Consider the following 19731-nt stretch of genomic DNA (forward strand, 5'->3'; position numbering starts at 1 on the left):
GCCGCCAGGTCTTCCAGTCTCCCCTACAATCGCGGGGTGGAGCAGCCCGGTAGCTCGTCAGGCTCATAACCTGAAGGCCGCAGGTTCAAATCCTGCCCCCGCAACCAGACGACATATAGAAAACCCCGCTAAACCAATCGGTTGGCGGGGTTTTACTATTGTAATTTTAGCTTCTGGACCGATGCCCGGCCAGGTGCCGAGTGATACTGCAGAAATATAGGATGTTAGCGTGCAGGATTTCGTGCAGTTGGCGATTCCTGCCGCAGGCTATCTTGGACAAGACGAGGCGCCATTTCGGGATCATGGCAGACGAAAGTTTCATGTGTCCTTTCGTGCTGCCGCAGCCAGTCAGAGTGCTTAATCCAGATGCAATTTGCTTTATCCATAAATAGATCCTGCATATTGCTGCTACAGGCCAGCTTCTCCCATAAAGACCGAGACAATCTTGCGATAGGTCTGCTGCACGAAGCTGGTGGCAGTGGCGTGTATGTGGACCACGCCTCCTATGCGCCGCATAACCGGTGGCAGCGGCCCATCGGGCAAAATAATAACCTGATAGACCGCTTCTTCCGGCACGATCCTGTGGCTGATCTCGTCCCGGTGTGCTTTGATATGTCCGCCATAAAGGGAGGCCTGTTCCAGCGCATCGATTTCAGGGACTGATGCAACCGAAATTGACTGTACATGCCCCGCTATCCGCTTGGTACCAGGGCTGTTGGCCATAAAACTGGCCTTTGCTCCGGGCTGTATGAAGCTGATGTCCGTTTCATATGCATATGCTTCAATGGCGGCGTGGTCTTCTGTTATGACTGAGCCAATATAATCATGCTGTTTCAGTGTATCACCGACATGGATTTCCGGTGGAACATCCACCAGCATGCCAGTAAATGGAGCGGTGAGGGTCAACTGTCTTATCGCGGCTTCAGCCCGCAGGCGTTCGGCTGTTTCCTGCTCGATCTTGTCGCGCGTATCATCAAGCGAGGCGGTATCTTCCACGCCAAACATCCGTTCCGACAGCGTGGCCTCCAGCGTTGCCAGTCGTGCAATTGATACGGCACGGTCATGGTCAAGCTGGGGGGAGCGTAGTTCGGCCACGGTCTCGCCTGCCTGGACCATGCTGCCTGTGGGCAGCAGGCGTACCACCTGGCCCGGATCCTGCGTGTAAAGCATGCTCTGTCCTTTCGCCCGCAATACGGCAGGTGCGCGGACAGTGTGGGTCCATGGTAGCACAAGAAGGGCAATCAATATGGCAAACACTGCGCCCGTAACATGCATGCGACGGCTGCCGGGGGCATGTAGGGCCTGGCGCGCCCATTGCGCCAGTTCCCCCATGATGGGTCGGGCAACAAAGAACCAGATTTCAATTCCCATAAGAACCACGCCCAGCGCGGGGAAGACCGCATGATAGACAACCAGTGCAATACCGGTGAACAGGAAAAAGCGATAAAGCCACGTGGCCATGCTGTAGCCGATCAGCATAAGCCCGCGGCGCGCGGGAAAGACCTCGGGCGGGGGCGTATCCATGCCAAACAGGAACTTTCGGGTGCGCCAGCGCGTCCATGCAAAGGCGCGTTCCTGAAGGTTGGGAATGCCCATGAGGTCAGAGAGAATATAATACCCGTCAAAGCGCATCAGCGGGCTGAGATTGACCGACAGGGTGAGGATCCATGTCGAACTGCTTAACGTAAACAGGCCATCACGGAGCGGACCATCGGGCACGATGCTCCAGATAATGGTGGCCAGCGTGGCCAGCATGATTTCGGCCACCATGCCCGCGCAGTCGATGACCAGTCGGTCACGCGCGCGGAGCAGTCGCCATGCGTCGGTGGTATCGGTCCATAAAACAGGGCACAGGACCAGAAAGGCCACCCCCATGGCGGGTACCCGGCAGCCATAATGCCGTGCCGCGATGCCGTGGCCCAACTCATGCACCATCTTGCTGCATGCCAGCGCCAGGGCAATCCCGATCGCACCCTGCGGCGTGATGAGATGCATGAACCCCGCAGCATAAAGGCTCCATTGCTGCACGACCAGAATGACCGCCAGCCCCACCGCCAGTGCCAGCCCGATGCAGAACGTGCGGGTAAAAAGCCAGTTTGTCAGCGGCACGCAGCGTTTGAGAACGGGATCGGGATTGCACAGCCGTATCCGCAGGAAAAGATAATGATGCAGGATCCATGACAGCAATGGTGGCCTGCGCGCCTGCCGGGCCAGCAGGGTACTATCCGCGCTGGTCTGCGCCGTGGTCAGCCCGGCCTGCCGCAGGAAGGCGGCAAAGGCCGTAACATCGGCAGGTTGCGCATCAAACGTGGTCTGCTCACGCACAATGCGGGCAATCGTGTCCGGGTCAGGCAGGTCCCAGCGCTGCAGGATTTCCATTTCCATGCTGCCAAGGCGCACGTAACGGTGGCGGGCGGGATCATACAGCGTCCATGTTGGCGCACCGGTCACGACAGGGCCACGCAACAGCTCCAGGTCATCACGCAGGGCAGGCCAGGGTGCGGGCGCGTTCATGCGCTGCCTTTCAGGCCAGCTAGAAGGAAAGCCATTGCCGTACTGTGCCCAGCGGTTTGCGCAGGGCCCACAGCACCAGCAGATGCCGCGGGCCGTAGATGCGCGCGGTGCCACGCAGGCCAAGGCGGATGTCGCTGTCCAGATCGGCGCGCAGGGTATAGGCCAGCGTGCCTGCAGGGGTCGGTGTGCTTGCGTAGGAGGTAAAGACCAGATGCCCTTCTGCCGGGTGGTCGGGGTGCACATTGTCAAAAAAACGCACGCGCGCATCGGGCACGAAATGTGCGACCTCGGTTGCGGGCAGGCGGATCTCGATCCGGCGCGAGAGGGCAGGGGCCACCATGAGAATACGCTCGCCGGCTTCCACCGGGCGGCCTATCCATTCGGAAGGATCATTATAAAGCGCCAGCCCGTCTATCGGGGCGGTCAGCGTGGCGCGGTGCAGCAGTTCGCTCTGGTAGCGCATCTGGGCCGCTTCCTCGTCAATGCGGCCCTTGAGTTCACCAGCCTGCGCGCGGGCCTTGGCATCCAGCATGCCCGCCTGAATGGCTTCATCATACTGGGTGCGGGCGACTTCCAGCGCCTTGCGGGCAACCTGGTACTGGCTTTCAAGCTGCGCGCGCTCCAGTTCCACCACCGGCGCGCCCGCATGCACGGCTGTATTGGGAGCAACATCAAGCTGGTGGACGATACCGGCAAAGGGCGCGCGCACATAGGTGGGGGCAACCGGCACGACTTCGGCCGGGGCCAGAACCCATGAATGAACCGGGAAACACGCCACCAGCACCGCAGCCGAGATGACCGCGCCCACGCGCCTGCGCATCCGTGTATTGCGTGGCCTGGGCGGTTGAGAGGCGATAAGCTGCCGGCTTTCCGAATACTCGCCGCCAATCATGCACAGCGCCTGGATGTCGGGCTGTGTCCATGCATCCTCTCGTGCAACGAGCAATGTGCCCACGTGTCCATGTCGCCCAAGCAGCGGAATGAGCACGGCATGAGGGGCCATCCACTGCGTCCATTCATCGCGCAGTGTGGCAGGCAGGGTGGCGACATCAAGCACCCTGGCCTGTGCCTGTGGCGCGATGCTCTCGAACACCCGGCCCAGCCAGCGCACATAGGGGGCGGCAGAATCGAACACCGCCGTACCGGATATGGCGGCAATCCCTGCCTTGTCCGTGCGGTAAAGGGCGGCCTGCTGGTAGGGAAGGAGATTATGGCTTTCGTTGACCAGCACGAAATCCAGTTCATCGGGCGGGCAGGTTCGCAGGCGCTCGCACAGATGCACAAGGGCTGACAGCCGCAGCAACGCAGCCTGCCGGCCCTGCTGCAGGCGTGCGGGATCAGGCGGGGGGGAAGTCATGATCCGTCAGCCATCCACCTTCATTGACCGAACTGGGCTTCTCCTGTCATGCCCGGTAGCAGGTCAGGGGCGGGGCGGGTCAGTTTGCCATAGACCTTGATGGTCTTGCTGACAGGGTCAACCTTGCCCGAAATGCGGCTGACGGTTGCCGGGTAGGTGGCATCCGTCTCCAGTATATGAACCTTGAACGGTGTGCCGGGCTGCAGATGGCGCAGCTCCATGGATGAGACGATCATGGACAGTTCCAGCGAGGTATCATCCAGTATTTCCAGCATGGGGGTTCCGGCTGAAAGATACTGGTAATTATGCACCATGGTGTTGGAGACACGCCCGTCAAACGGAGCTTGGATCACGCACTGGGCCACAACGGCGCTGGCCATTTCAAGGTCCGCATTGGCTGCCTGTTCATCAGCTGCGGCCGAGTGCAGGTCCGATACACTCCATTGCCCCAGCGCCTTCATCTTGTTCTGCACATCCAGTAGGCCACGGCGCTTGATGTATTCGGCATGGGCGTGGGCAAGGGTTGCCTTCTGCTGGCCGCAGCGGAACTCGGCAAGGACATCGCCCTTGTGAAAATGGTCACCGTCGCGCAAAGGAAATTTTTCAAGCTGGCCCGACATGCTGGCGCTGATCTGCGCACTCATGGGCGCGGTGACCTGCACGCTGGGGGCATGGACCGCCGTGCTGTCCGGCTCCGACGTGGGCGCAAGATCAGGCTGCTGGACAGGTGCCGTGGCGGTCGGTGTCATGTCAGCGGGGGCGACCGGCCCTGCTGTCTGGGCCAGGACCATGCCGGGTACGAGGCCAAGCGACAGTGCGGAGATAAACGAATACATACGCATATATGCAACTGGCCTTCCGGAACATAAGGCGCCACGACCGCCGGGGCGATAGGGCCTTATGACATTACTTATTGATAACGATTTTCAAAATGGCAGATCAGCCGGGGGTAGCGGCAGGCTGTGCCGTATCTGTCTGCGCGACAGGTGTGGAAGGCGGCGCTGCCTGTCGCACCGGCACCGCGACGGGTGCCGTGTTTGCGCCTGCATCGGGTTTTTTGACATTATCGGGCAGTGTCAGGTCAGGCAGGCGACCGTTTTCCCACAGGGCAATGGAATGCTCGACCTGCGCCGTCAGGTGCCTGAGGTCCTGAATATCGGCATTGGCGGGCACAAGGTCCACGCCGATGGAGGCATACAGGTTGGCTAGCGCCTGATGGGTATGGGCAAGGCTGCGGCTGTATTCAAGCTGGCCGAGCAGGGCCGCCATCTGGTGGCGTACGCGATTGGCCTCGGACTGCGCACCTGCCGCGGAAGCGGAGACGGCAAGCTGCTCCATCTGCAGGCTCACATCGTTGATCTGCCGCGAGGATTTGAGGAAATCCACCGCCGTGACGTATTTCTGTGCGCTCAGGTTAATCTGGGCCAGAATGGCGACACTCAGCGCAAGGCGGCGCATTTCCGAGAGTTTGACATTGCCCTTGGCCACAGCGATGGCGCGCGGGCCCTGGATCATGTTGATCAGGTTGACGGTCGCCCGCACCCCGATCTGCCCCCAGATGTGATGGTAGAGCAGGGCATTTGAATCAAAGTTGCCGTTCCCGATGGCGCCAATGCCGGGCATCATCTTCAGGATTTCCTTATAGACATCCTGCCGGTCAACCTTCTGCTGGTAGACTTCCATGCGCAGTTCGGGGCGCATGACCAGTCCCATGCGCTCCAGCGTGGGAATGTCGAGGTTGCCCAGCGGCTGCACATCCTGCGGGTGGGTGGCCAGATTGAGCTTTTCATCCTGTGGCACGTTGATGAGCGAGGCGAGCTGGATCTGCGCGCCAACCAGTTCATCCTTGATGCGCCGCATCTCACCCAAAATCTGGATGATGTTCTGCTGGTAATCGAGCAGCGTCAGCGGGGACTGCAGGTGCGCGTTACCGGCATCCTGCGATGCGGCCAGCATGGTTTCCGCATCATGGATGATGGGGTCAAGGCGGGGCAGCATGACCTGGGCGGCGGCCGCCTCCCAGTAATTGGTGGTTACGGCCTTGACCAGATCATTGATGGCGCGCCTGCGGCGCTCGACGGCAATCAGCGCGCGGAAGGCCTGCTGGCGGGCGGAGAAATAGCTGATGCCCGCATCCATCGCGTTCCATGAAAAGCTGATATCCCCGCTGCCATGGCTGGGCATTTCGGAATAAGAATAATCCAGTGAGCGCTGGTTGCTGAATTCATCAATACTTTCAGCAGCATTGTTGTTGCTTCTGTCGGTATAGCCCGCATCGGCCGCAAGGTGCGGCAGCATCTGCATCAGGGCCAGATCAAGCTGCTTTTCCTGCTGGTTGATCTCAAGCTTTGCAACCTGTGAGTCATAGTTGAACTTGAGCGCGCGCGCGATGGCGGTGCCCAGTGTCAGGTCACCATCGAGTGGCAGATAACGCGCCTCGATCGTGGCGTGATCGGCATCCGCACGCTTTATATGGTCAGCCAGGGGCATGGGCCTGGGCCGCATGCCACACCCCGCCAGCAGCATGACTGTCGAAAGCGCAGCGCAGGAGACCAGACGTATTTTGCCACGGGTAAGCTGATGCGTCACAGGGTTTACCATGAATTTCCGGGTTGTATTCAGGTCGTCAAGAAAAATTTTAACGCAAGATGGTGGGAACAGGCTTGTGGTTACCTGAGTATATAGAACTGTATATATCTATATATAGGTGCGGCTTGGTAATTTCCGCCTATTTTGCAGTTGCATTGCGCTCGATACCGGGCGCGGCATGGTAGTTATGGGGCGAACACATTTTTGTCAACTTCATTTGTTGTAACACGAGGAAAAAAATTGTAGATGAAATGCAGGAATTGAAAATGCAGTCGTAGTGCCCTGTCTGAGTGGAAATGATTCATCTCATGGAAACCATAACCTGGTATTCCTAAACAAATTGTTGATAAAAATGGATTTTTCATGCGTCTGATTCTTGAGCAGAGATATCTCTTTGATGGCAGCGTGGCGCATGTCTCCCATCACCATGGAGCAGACAGACACCATCACGAGCATCAGGGGGAAAATGCCCATGATGCCCCTATCGTGGATGAAACTGTTGGTTCCCTGCCTGATTTACCTGCAACTACTGGTACAGATAAGTCGGTACATGAGCGCAATGGTGGAAAAAAAGACAGTTTTACCGATATCGTTTTTGTGGATTCCCGCGTCAGCGACTGGCGCGAACTCACCGCCTCGCTGGGCAATAATGTGGGCGTGGTGGTGGTGGATAATACGCGTGATGGCATGTCCGTCGTCTCGCGCGTGCTGTCGCACCAGCACGACCTCAACAGTGTCAGCTTCCTGACCTACGGGCAGGCAGGCCAGATCGAGCTTGGCAGCACCACCATCAATGCCGCCACCCTCATGGCGGACAGCACGCAGGTGGCGCAGTGGGGCGATGCGCTGGGGGCTAAGGGGCAGATCCTGTTCTGGGGTTGCGATGTGGGGCAGGGGGCTGCCGGTCAGGCGCTGGTCGATGACCTGCATACCCTGACCGGCGCGGGCGTTGCCGCCTCGACCGATGCCACGGGCCTTGGCGTGCTGGGGGGGGACTGGACACTGGAGCGCACGGCCGGGCTGGATGGCAATGCGGTGGATGCGCCGTTCTCTGCCGCGGCCGAGGCCGGTTATGACAGCGTGCTCGACAGCCCGACGGCCACGGTCACCATTGCCAGCCCCACCGATACCAGCAACCTGCTGGGCAATGCCTTTTCCCAGACCATCACCTTTTCCAACAATGCGTCCAATGGCGTGGGCTATGCGCCCTTTGTCGAGATATTCGCGCCAACCAATGCAACGCAGGATACCCCGCTGACCTCTGTAACCTATCTGGGACAGAGCCTGTCCGCCAAGGCTGTCACGCTGGTGGATGTCGATGGCAAGATCGGGGCCTATAATCCCTACAGCAGCGGCACGGATGGCAAGCCGCAGTTTGTCACGGCGCCTGCGGGCTTCAAGGCGGGCGATACCATGTATGTGGTTTCCCTGCCGTTTGGCAGCTACACGCCGAAGCAGCCGACCCTCACGCTTACGGCCAGTTTTGCCAATAACACGGCCGAGTCCGTCGATGCGCCCACAGGTGCAGGCGCCCCCGTTACCATCGCTGCGGCCGGTGGCTACCAGTATGGCGCCGATGCGCTCAATGACCCCGGCACCGACCCGACCATCCAGGGGGCTGCCGTAACCAATACCGTTGACCAGAATATCGTGCAGGTGAGCGCCGGTATCATCACCTCGCCGCGTGGCGAGGATGAAGTGCCGACCGGCCCGGATTATCCCGCCACCTACGAGGTGACCGTCACCCCTGCCGAAGTAACGCAGAACAACGCCATCAAGGACATGACGCTCAATGTCACCCTGCCTGATAGCGTCAATTACAACAACAGCCCCATTACCCTGACCGGGGCCGATGGCTCGACCATCAGCGGCACGGCCACCTATGTGCCGCCTGTTGATGGCGCAAAGCAGGGTGGCTCGGTCAAGATTACGCTCGATAGCGTGGCCTACAGCGCAACTGCGCCCTACAAGATTGATATTCCGGTCTATGTGGGCCAGACGGATGCGGCCGGGAATTCCATCCTCAATGCGTCTGGCGGCACGACTATGCCCACCATCATTCCGGGTGCGACCATATCCTATACCGGCAGCTGGACCCCACCCGTGGCAGAAGGCCAGACAGCCACGGCCGTTGCGCTGGATCAGACGGTGGACACGGTACCCACCACGTTCAACGCCAAGGCCTTCGCGGTGCAGGAGACGGATACGATCACGAATGCGGATGGCAGCGCCACTGGCCTGGCGGCAGGGCAGGTCATGCCCGGCGATACCATCACGCATGACATCCATATCGAGAATTCGGACTACTATTCCAGCACCGGCATGGTGGTCACCACCACGCTGGGCGATGGTCAGGCCCTGCAGCCGGGCACCAGCCCCACCTTTACCTATACCGATGCCACCGGCACGTCCCATAGCGTGCAACTGGGCAGCGCCTACTGGTCGGCCACGGCGGGCGATAACGGGCAGACCGTGGTGACAATGAACATCGCCCGGTATCTGGCCGATAACAGCCTGCCAGCCATGGGGGCGGGCAAGCAGGGCACGATCAGCTATGCCAGCACGGTGAGCGATAACTATACCGCCACAAATACTCCGGTGACCGAAGGCGATACGATCAGCAGCCAGGTCAGTGTCAGCGCGCAGGCAACAGGCCCCGATGGCACGACCTCGCAGGTGCAGGACAATTCAGGCAGCACGCTTTCCGTGCCCGAGGGCACGACGGGGCTGAAGATCGTGGCCATCAATGGCGTTGCCGTGGATGACACGACCACGCCTGTCATCCACGCGGGTGACAAGGTAACCTACGAGGCAACCTATACCCTCCAGACCGGCACCTATACTGACCTGGACCTCTCGTCCTACCTGCCCCTGCCGCTCTATGACACGGGCAACCCCACGGGTAACGGTGATTCCGCCTTCACGGCTGCCGCCAGCACGGACGTGACCAAGCAGGATGCTGGCACCTACAGCGTGGTGAGCGTGCCGAACGGGGTCGATCCGGGCAAGGTTACGGTCTCGACGCAGTCCGCGACCAACAGCATCAGCTTCGATATGGGCAACAGCGACACGCTTGCCACCAGTGATGCTGGCAAGCAGGTGGCCGTGCTGTTTACCCTCAAGGCGACATCAAGTCCCTTTGCCGATGGCCTGAGCCTGACCAGTCAGGAGCAGTCCACCCTGACCAATGGGCAGAATGCCCAGCAAGCCCAGTCCACCCTGCAGTCGATTACGGTTGCCGAGCCTGCGGCCGAGATCAAGACGGGCGTGGTGTCGGTCATGAATGGCGCGAGCGCGGACTCCTCCGTCACCTATACGCCGCAGGCAACGGGTGAGGGGACGGATGCCGATCCGGCCTCCACCTTCAACGCGGCGGGATCGGATGGGGGCGCCTATACATCGGTGCCCGCGGGTGGCGTGAGCGGCCTTGGCGCGGTCAATGACCTCAACGCCACGGGGGCCGAGGGCGGCGACACGGTGCGTATTGCCTCCACGGTGGAAAATACCGGCTCGGCCGGCATGTACGACCTGACGGTATCGGGTACCCTGCCTGCCGGGTTCTCTGCGGGGGATGTGAAGAATTTCCAGGTCACGCGCCCCGATGGCACGGTGGTCTATTCCTCGGCGACTGATGCCACGACTGCGGCCAGCAGCTATTTCACCACCGGCGGCCTGACCATACCGGCCACCTCGGCCACCGCTGCGGTCCTGGCCAAGGGGCAGGACCTGACCATTACCTATGACCTGGCCCTGCCCACCGGCCAGAACCTTGGCGATACGCTGGCGGCCAGCGCAAACGTGGTGAACTTTGGCAACAGTCCCGGCGCGGTTGCGCAGGGCAATGGGTTCGTGACCAATGGCGTGCCGCTTGGCGGGCAGGCATCCGACCTGACCGACCCGGCAAGCATCACCCTGCAGACGCCCACCATCAGCAAGAGCATCGGCCCCTCCAACCTGCCTGCAAATGATGGCGTGGATACAGCCACCTCCAGCGGCACCATTGTCAGTGGCGAGACGCGCACCACCACCATTACCGTAACCGTGCCCGAGGGCACGCTCAGCAATGGCAATGGCGATGTGACGGTGGTGGAAACCCTGCCCGCGGGCATGGACTATGCCGGGGGCTTTGCCGCTACCCTGACCGGCGCGACCGCTTCAGGCGTCGATGCCAGCGGCAACCTGCCTGCGCCAACGGCGGTCAGGAACGCCGATGGCACCACCACCCTCACCTTTGACCTTGGCAGGACGGTTACCAATTCCAGTGCCACGCCCGGCACCATAACGCTGGCCTATAACGGTTATTATGGCGAGAACAATGCGCCAGCCAATGCCGCCACGATCACGTCATCGGCCGTGCTGAACTACAGCGTGCATGATGACACGAGCACCGTGGCCGAGCAGGCCGAGCCCGCCGATGTGACCGTAACCGAGCGCAAGCCCTCCCTGACTGAAACCATTACCGATGACACCAACGGCCAGCCACTGTACAGTGGCCAGCAGGTCACCTATACCCTGAAGCTGGGCAACAACGGTGATGTCACGGCCTATGACGTCGACCATGCCATCACGCTGCCTTCGGACCTGAAGGACGTCACCATCACGGGCGGGGGGCAGACCATCACTGTCGCTGCCGGGCAGACATCCGTCGCCCTGTCCCAGCTTGCCTCTCTCGCCCCTACCGATGCCCCGGTCACCTACACCATTACCGGCACGGTCGCCTCCGACCTGCCCGCAGGCACGAAACTTGCGGTAACGGACAACTACACCTGGCATTCGGCGCCCAGGAGCAACGAATTCATGCCGCCATCGGGCACCCCGTCCGGGTCGGGGGATGCGCCGGTGACACCGCAGGACGTGCCCGAAGCGTTCAAGGGCACGGCCAGCGATGCGCCAGCGGTTGGCAATTTCACGTCCGTGCTCGACATCGTTGGTGAAAGCAACGGCACCACCAGCGGCATTTCTTCCACCACGCCCGTTACGGCGGCCAATACCGTGCCCGGCGACCAGGTGACCCTGCAGGGCGAGGTCTCGATCCCCGAGGGGCAGAACCAGGATGTGACGCTGACCCTCAAGGTGCCAGACAACGTGCAGCTTGACCCCACATCGCTGCGCCTGCTGCTGGCCAGCCCGAACGGGGAAGTCACATCATCCGGCTTTGGCAGTGCCACGCAGCTTGCGGAAGGGTCGACATCGGCCGTGCTGGTGGACGGCAAGACCTTCACGCTTTCGAGTGCGGCGGAGGCCGAGCTCAACAGCAGTGGCGCGGCCATAACCGGCGTGACAACGGATTCCGCCGGCCAGACCGTGCTCACCATCAATCTCGGCACGGTCACCAACAACGACACGTCATCCGTTCCCAACTATGCCATCATCCAGGTGGCGGGCACGGTGCTCAATACCACGGCCAACAAGGATGGCACCGCCTTGAGCGAGAGCCTGACGGCCAGTACGTCACCAACCCCCACATCAACCACGTCCACCCCCGCATCCACCGTAACCGAAACGGTCAGGGAACCCACTCTCTTGCTGGGCAAGGCGGTCACTGCGATCGACTACAGTGATGGTACCGTCACCTTTACCGATACCCTGACCAATACCGGCGATGCCACGGCCTATGATGTCGCCCTCAATGACCCGCTGGTGGCAGGGCAGGAAGCCGTTGACGGCGCTGTCGTGGCTACGGGGGCGGGCACGGTGGATACCACGATCAATGCCAGTGGCAGCGTGGCGGCTTCCGATGCGAAAGGCGTGACCACCAACGGCCTGACACTGGCCGCCGGCGCCAGCGAGACCGTGACCTATACGGTCAAGCTGACCGACCTGACGCAGGGGCTGGAGAAGACCACGACCAATGTAACGTGGGAATCGCTGGCCGGAGCCACGCCCGCCACTTCAGGCGCAACGGACCAGAGCCGCGATGGCTCGGCCGGGCAGGCTGGCACGGCAGGCTCCAACCCCGCCGATACCTATGAGCGCTCGGTCACGATGGGCCTTGGCACGCTGTCGGGCCAGATCTGGCAGGCGTTGGGCAACACGCCGGGCACCTATGACAGCGCCATCGATACCCCACTGAAGGGCGTAGGCGTTACGGTAACCGCGCGCGGGCAGGATGGCACCTATGCCACCGGCCTTGTGCAGACCGGCATCAAGACCGATGGCAATGGCGACTACGCGGCGCTGGTGCCCGTTTATGGCACGCCCACGTCCTCCATTGCGGAAATTACCGTGCCGGCCACCGGGGGCACGGATGGCGTGCCTGCCAGCGAGACGGAGGTCTACAACCATGATGGCGCGGTAACGTCTGCCACGACCGCTGTCAGTGTCGATGCGGGTTCAGCCAGTGGCATGAGCGCAACCTATGCCGACCTGGCCTATGAACTGCCCGATACCGCGCCCACCATAACAGGCTGGCAGGACACCACGCCCCATGTCACGACCGCTGGCACCGCCACGGCAATTGGCGATGGCGGGGTAACGGTGGATGACCACGAACTCGATATGCTGACCACGAAGGAAAGCGGCACCTACAGCTACGCCGGTACCATGCTGACGGTGCAGCGCTATGTTGATGGCAAGGCCGCCCCTTCGGCCACGGACAGCTTTGGCGCGACGGGCACCGATGTGAGCATGGCGGGCGGACAGGTGAGCGTGAACAACACCGTAATCGGCACCTATACCGACACGGGCGGCATGCTGCAGTTCACGTTCAATGCATCTGCCACCAAGACCAGCATCGCCACACTGGCGCAGGACCTGACCTATACCTACACGCCCACCGCGAGCGACCCGGCAACACAGCTTGATGTCACGCTGGGGGCCACGTTCTCCGATGGCAATACCGACCTTGCGGGCCAGCAGGCCACCACGGGCGCGCAGGGTACGGGGGGCGTGCAGACCAGCGCGCCCATGTTCACGCATGTGAGTGTTGGCGGCAGCAGCTTTGCCACCACCTTTACCGAACCCAATGATGCATCGCCCACAACGGCTGCGACCAATCTGGGTTCCTATGTCTCGGTAGAGGATGCATCAGGCACGGGTGCGGGGTCGATCCAGAAAGTAGTGGTACAGATCGGTTCCGCTACGGCGGAGGACGTGCTGGCCGCCACCACGGCGGGCGGCATTACCGCGAGCCTCGACAGCGCAACCGGCACCCTGACCCTGACCGCGGGTACCGCCACCACGCTCAAGAACTGGCAGGCCACGCTGGCCAGCCTGAAATATTACGACAGCTCCGATACGCCCATCGAGGGCACGCGCAATGTGAGCATATCGGTTTATGAAAACGGGGCGAACACGCCCATCCTCACCAATGGCACCATTGCAGTTACGGCTGCCAATGACTCCCCGGTGCTCGATCCCTCGGTCCCGGTTTCCCTCAACGATGCGCAGGAGGATGCAGCCCCGCCGCAGGGCGCGGTGGGTACGGCGATTTCGCAGCTTGTGGGCTATGCAGGGGCAACAGGTGGCGCAGGCAACGTGACCGACCCCGATGGCGCGGGCCTGACCGGCCAGGGTGCCGCAGGCGCCACGTCGCTGCCCGGCATTGCCATTACGAGTGCTGACACTACACACGGTACATGGTGGTACAGCACCGATAACGGCAGGACATGGACCGAATTTGCCGGTAGCGGCGCAAGCAATGCGGTTGGCGGTGGCAATGCCCTGCACCTGATCGATAACGGCCAGGCGCGGGTCTATTTCCAGTCTACCGACCCGAACTGGAACGGCAGGGTCAATGATGCCCTGACCTTCCGCGCATGGGACCAGTTTGATGGCGCGGCCAATGGCAGCATCTCCGCGTTGCCCGCTACAGCGGGGCTGGGCACGGGTACCAACACGCCGGGTTCTGCCTATTCAGCAGCCACGGATAGCGTGGCGCTGATGGATGACAACGTGAACGACGCCCCGAACGTGGTGGCCGATAACAGCACCCCCGGCGCAACCCCGGTCACGGGGGACCAGCCCGCCTCGTGGAAGGTGACGGAAGACACGCCGCAGGCCACAAGCGTGCAGGGGCTGTTTGGCAGCTACTTCTCCGACCAGACCGACCAGCAGCACAGTGCCACCAACCCCGATGGCTCCACGGCCAACACCATGGCGGGCGTGGCCGTGGTGGGTTACACGCCCTCGGCTGCGGGCACATGGTCGTATTCCACCGATGGCGGCAAGACATGGACGCAGCTTTCGGCTGCCGTCTCGACCACGAATGCACTCGTGCTGTCGAAGGATGCGCAACTGCAGTTTACGCCTGCGGCCAACTATAACGGCCAGCCTGTCAGTGGCGATGACCTCAAGGTCGTGCTGATCGACAATTCGGGTGCCTCATCAGGCAGTCCGGCCCTTGTGGGGGCGAACGGGCAGGCCCTGGCCACGGCTGATGGTACGTCGCTGACGGGTGCCGCACTGGATTCCGGCACGATGGCGATAGCCGGGGCCGATGTCTCGACCCGTGGCGGGCAGACCGCGCTCAGTGCGGGCACGGTTGACCTGTCCACTGCGGTGACGCCGGTCAATGACCCGCCCACCATGGCGGCAGGCCCCTACACGTTGCCTGATGTGACATCCAACAGTGCTGACAGCGCCAATACGGGCGCCACGGTTGCAGGTCTGTACTCCAATGCCGTGCAGGACGGGACCGATGCCCGGCAGGGCGCGGCCGACCCCACCGGCTCCACCGCCGACCATCTGGCCGGCGTGGCCATTACCGGCAATACGGCCAACCCCGCAACCGAGGGCACATGGCAGTATTCCACCGATGGCGGCAAGACATGGACGGACGTGCCCGCCAATGTTTCAGGCAGCAATGCCGTGGTGCTGGGCGACCAGGCCAAGGTGCGCTTTGACCCCGTGCCAAACTTTACCGGCACGCCGGGCGGGCTGACCACGCAGGTTGTCGAGACCTCGGCCGACGTGCCCCTGACCGGCACCAGCGATGGCGTTGCCACCAGCGTGACCGGGCAGGCGCTCGATGGCACCGCCACGGCCCTGACGGGCGTGAACATAACCCAGATGCAGCACGATCACCCCAACGGGTCGGTCAGCACCAACAGCCAGCCGCTTGTGGTCAAGGTTAACCAGGACGTCCATACGGCGGTAAACATTACGCCTGGCAAGGAAGACCAGCCCGGCACGCAGGAAACGGTCTCGCAACTGTTCACCACCACCGACCCGAATGGCGTGGGCGGCGTTGCCATTACCGGCAATGCCACGCCCGCCAGCGAAGGGACATGGATGTATGCCGTGCCCGGTGGCACGGCGCAGGCGCAGCCGACTGATCTTTCCGCCACCAGTGCTGTAGTACTGCCCAAGGATGCGCAGATCTGGTTCCAGCCTGCGCCCAACTTCAACGGTGACCCGTCCAACATCTCGTTTACGGCAACAGTGGTCGATAATACGACTGCCACCGCCTTCACGGGGGCGGATGGCAAGGCTGTGGCGGGTAATGCCATAACCGGCGTGACCACAGGGGTTGATGTCAGCAATACCGGTGGCGGCACCGCGCTTGATGTGGTGCCGGTGCAGGTGAACACCGGTGTTGAACAGGTCAATGATGCGCCGGTAGCCAGCGGCAGCGCCACGCTGCCCTCGGCTGATACCAGCAACCAGCAGGTCAGGGGCGATAGCGTATCCTCACTGTTCGGGCCCACTTTCTCTGATCAGGCCGATCAGCAGCGTAGTGCCTCCAATCCCGATGGTTCGGTAGCCGATCATCTGCAGGGCGTTGCCATTGTGGGCAATACGGCCAACCCGGCAACGCAGGGCACATGGCAGTATTCAACCGATGGCGGCAGGACATGGCAGAATGTCAGCACCTCGGTTTCCGCCACGGCCGTCCTTGTGCTGCCTGCCAGCGCGGAACTGCATTTTGCGCCCGTAACAGGCTTTACCGGCACGCCGGGCGGGCTGTCTGCCGCACTGGTCGAGACCAACGGCACGCTGGCCACGGGCACGGCGGCACAGGTGGCCGATGTCTCGGCGCTGATGGCCGATGAGACCAGCCATGTCTCGCAGGCCACGGTGGCACTGAACACGAACGTGACGCAGCAGGAGGGCAATCCCGCGCTTTCGGGTTCGACCCTCAATAATGACCTCAGTTCTTCCGACCTGCTCAAGACATCGGTGGAGGACGGGTTCGAGAATGAGTTCCAGCGTGGCTTTGGCGTCGCGCACCAGACATGGATACGCGGCACATCACTCTACCGGTTTGTGACCACCAACCAGAAATACGATATCGATGTGCCGGCTGGCGCCTTCATCAGTTCGGATGGAACGGATCTCAACCTGACCATTACGGCACGCCAGGCTGGTGGCGCGCCGCTGCCGGACTGGGTCTCGTTCGATGCGGATCGCCGCTGCTTCTCCATGGTCGCGCCGGATGAGGCCACCGGCTCCATCGACCTGGCCCTTATCGGCCGCGATGAATATGGCCATGAGGCGGAGGTTGATGTGCATGTGGTGATCGGGCACGAACATCCTGCATGGGAAATGGGCAATGATCCGTCCATTCCGCAGGCGGTGGAGCGCGCGATGCAGGTCGTGGAGCAGGACATGAACTGGCTTGCCTTCAACCCTGATTTCCATCGCGGCAGCCATCACGCCAACGAGCCAACGCCCGGCAAAAAGGGGCTGCGGGCGCAGATGCGCCAGATCGGGCAGAGAGCCGCATATGCGCGCAGTCGCGATCTGGTCAATCACTGATTGCCAGGTGGCGCGCAGGGTTGGCAATGGAGCGCCAGATACGAACGCATTTTGTTGGAGAGAAGGATCATGATGGTGTGATCCTTGTCGTCAGCCTTGTTGGTCAGTGAAAACTGCGCAATCTGATGATGCAGGATCTCCCGCCAATTTGCCTCGTCAGCTTGCCAGCCTCTGTCTTGACCCCACGGACGCGATTGCTCCGCGCCAGCCCGATCGGGCGCGTGTGGCCGCGAAGGTCGAGATAAACCTCGAAGTCAGCCATCGCGCGATGTTCCGGCTGGCCGCTTGGGGTGTGATCAGAATGAAGTGGAGATGGTGCCGGTCATGCTGAAGCGTGGTTCAACATAAAACTGCGCCCCGGATGAACCTGCAATATGCTGCCCGTTCAACAGTGTTACCGCATGATAATTATCCGCGACCCCGGTCGTGCCCGTCCGGACCATGGAACCGGTCAGGTTTGTAAAGTTCAGCCGGAACGTAGGGGATTTGGCCACCAGGAAGGGCGAAAAACGATACCCGAGCGAGATGGTATCGGTAACATAGCCCGGTATCCTCTCATCCCCTACCAGCGTAATGGATTGCGGGCCGGTATAATGCACGGTGGCATTGGCGAAGAAGTGCCTGTTATCGTAGGTCAGGCCGAAATTGGCCATCACATGCGGCGCCATGATCGCTTCCCTGCCCTTGGTGGGCAGATAGGAGGTGCCATACTGGACATTCGAATCCTGGTGCGCATTGAGGTATTCAAACGAAACATAGGGGCTGACATGATGGAATGGATGCGTGGACATCATGATGTCGAAACCACGCGCCGTCTGGTTGCCCGCATTAACGGTACTATACGAATTGTTGGCGTTATAGACACTAAGCAGGCGATTTGTAATTGCATAGTTGAATAACGAAAGATCAAAGATCATGTAGCGGTTATTATAGCGGTACCCCAGTTCCTCCTTGATTGTGTACTGGTTGCGGGGCAGGGCTGTATTCTGCGACAGGTTGCTGGGGTCGGGCGCGCGGAAATCGCCCTGCGCATTGACGTAAATCTGGTGGTGGCGGTTGAAGCTGTACGACGTTGAAAAACGCGGCAGGGGCACGACAGAATTCGAGCCCATATGCTGATGCGTCAGGTAATTGTCGAACCAGTAGTTCAACATGGCAAATTTGAAACCGGCAGACACGACCAGCCGATCCTGGAAATATTTTGCCGTATCCTGAATGAACAGCGCGTGGATCTGGTCGCCTGTCTGCTGGTTTGATGAATAATCCCGCTGACCATTGAGGAAGTAGGCAGTGGACAGGTTATCGGGATTATTGGAAAACCCGTTCTGGTTCACGGCACTGTTCGGGCCCCACTGCCGGCTTTGCGTATAGCCATACCAGTATCCGAACGTCATCTGGTTATGACGTGAAATATCATAGGTCAGCTTGATCGTGGCCCCCGTGGTGGGCGTGCGCTGGTCATAATAATTGACTGAAAACTGCGAAGGAGAAACCGCACCGCCATTGGCATAGCTCAGCCCGGACCCGGCAGCACCACTGGCGGATGAACTCCATCCACGCCCGTAGGCAAAATAGGGCACCAGATCGAATTTCAGTTGGTTTGTCAGGCGCAGGTGCACGGGCAGGGTCATGAAGACTTCATTCCATGGCCCTTCCTGGTGATTGCCCCAGAAATTCGGACTGTTCGGATTACTGCTGGCACCCCATGTGCCCGTGCCGTTTTTCTTGGCATGAAACTGGTCAGCCGTGGGGTAATTGTAGATCCCGTAGCGTTCCTGATTCCACGAGAGGAAAAACTTCACGTAAGAGTCGGCCCCGATATCCTTCTGCATGCCAAAGTCGATATGCTTCTTGTCCGATGCCCCCGCACCGATCCAGTTGTCAGCATGGGTATGTGAAAATGAAAAGAACGAGCGCAGGCCGGTCCTGCCAATATCGCCGCTTTCCAGCCGGATAAACTGCCGGGACATGTCATTCGTGCCATATGAAAAATCCGTCAGCCCACCAAATTTATGGCTGGGTGTATGCGTCATGATATTCATGACCCCCAGTGCTGCCGATGTAACTGGCTGGTCAATGGCGGATGTGCCTGGCGTGACCTCGATACGGTCCATGTTTTCCGTATCGATGTCTTCCTGAAGGTATCCGGCGCCGGATGTCACCACGGCGTCGTCCATCAGCAGCGCCATATCCCCATCGTTCAGGCTGCGGCTTTCAATCGAGCCACCCGTCATGCCCGATGTATCCTGGGTCGATACGTTCAGGCTGGGCAGGTTCTTGACCATATCCAGCGCCGTTCCGGCCGGACTGCGCATATCCATGAACTGCCGGCTTACGGTCTGGATACTGTGCGAAGCCTTTTCCTGCCGCATCATGCCGCCGCCGCCCGAACGCCCGGAACTGACCTGCAGGATTTCCGGTGCGGAAGGGGCCTTGATGGAATGCGTATCCTGCCCTGCCGCGCCAGATGGAGACGCTTGGGATGTGGGAGGGGCTGCATGGCGGATTTTGGTCGTTGCGTTCACATCATTCGCACCCTGCGCATGAGAAACAGCAACGAACCCGGTGGTACC

Annotated in this window: 6 protein-coding genes and 1 tRNA gene; 2 read left to right on the forward strand and 5 right to left on the reverse strand. The window is 60.9% G+C overall.

Annotated elements, in window-relative coordinates:
* The first annotated feature begins 30 nt into the window (after window positions 1–30).
* A tRNA-Met gene (locus DV027_RS13400) sits at window positions 31–107 on the forward strand.
* Window positions 108–408: 301 nt separating this feature from the next.
* On the opposite strand, the gene DV027_RS13405 is transcribed toward DV027_RS13400, so the two are convergent.
* The 4 genes from DV027_RS13405 to DV027_RS13420 form a co-directional block, all read right to left on the reverse strand.
* Window positions 409–2514, reverse strand: a complete 2106-nt coding sequence (locus tag DV027_RS13405) for an HlyD family efflux transporter periplasmic adaptor subunit (protein ID WP_130732500.1) — start codon at window positions 2512–2514, stop codon at window positions 409–411.
* Window positions 2515–2533: 19 nt separating this feature from the next.
* Window positions 2534–3871, reverse strand: a complete 1338-nt coding sequence (locus tag DV027_RS13410) for an efflux RND transporter periplasmic adaptor subunit (RefSeq protein WP_242621914.1) — start codon at window positions 3869–3871, stop codon at window positions 2534–2536.
* A 20-nt stretch (window positions 3872–3891) separates the two neighbouring features.
* A complete protein-coding gene (locus DV027_RS13415) occupies window positions 3892–4713 on the reverse strand; it encodes an efflux RND transporter periplasmic adaptor subunit (RefSeq protein WP_242621915.1) in 822 nt (273 codons plus the stop codon).
* Between the two features lie 97 nt (window positions 4714–4810).
* Window positions 4811–6472 carry a TolC family protein gene (locus DV027_RS13420; RefSeq protein WP_242621916.1) on the reverse strand — a complete coding sequence of 554 codons (1662 nt, stop codon included), beginning with the start codon at window positions 6470–6472 and terminating at the stop codon, window positions 4811–4813.
* A gap of 585 nt (window positions 6473–7057) precedes the next feature.
* Here DV027_RS13420 and DV027_RS13425 point away from each other — a divergent pair.
* Complete coding sequence (locus DV027_RS13425) at window positions 7058–17158, forward strand: DUF4347 domain-containing protein (RefSeq protein WP_165399203.1); 10101 nt, start codon at window positions 7058–7060, stop codon at window positions 17156–17158.
* Between the two features lie 296 nt (window positions 17159–17454).
* On the opposite strand, the gene DV027_RS13430 is transcribed toward DV027_RS13425, so the two are convergent.
* A complete protein-coding gene (locus DV027_RS13430) occupies window positions 17455–19683 on the reverse strand; it encodes a TonB-dependent receptor (protein ID WP_130732502.1) in 2229 nt (742 codons plus the stop codon).
* Window positions 19684–19731: the final 48 nt, after the last annotated feature.

This window comes from Komagataeibacter xylinus (assembly GCF_004302915.1).
GTDB lineage: Bacteria > Pseudomonadota > Alphaproteobacteria > Acetobacterales > Acetobacteraceae > Komagataeibacter > Komagataeibacter xylinus_C.

Excerpts from the sequence above, each read along its gene's own strand:
- DV027_RS13420 (WP_242621916.1), bottom strand. The coding sequence starts at position 6,472 with ATGGTAAACCCTGTGACGCATCAGCTTACCCGTGGCAAAATACGTCTG.
- DV027_RS13405 (WP_130732500.1), bottom strand. The coding sequence starts at position 2,514 with ATGAACGCGCCCGCACCCTGGCCTGCCCTGCGTGATGACCTGGAGCTG.
- DV027_RS13415 (WP_242621915.1), bottom strand. The coding sequence starts at position 4,713 with ATGCGTATGTATTCGTTTATCTCCGCACTGTCGCTTGGCCTCGTACCC.
- DV027_RS13410 (WP_242621914.1), bottom strand. The coding sequence starts at position 3,871 with ATGACTTCCCCCCCGCCTGATCCCGCACGCCTGCAGCAGGGCCGGCAG.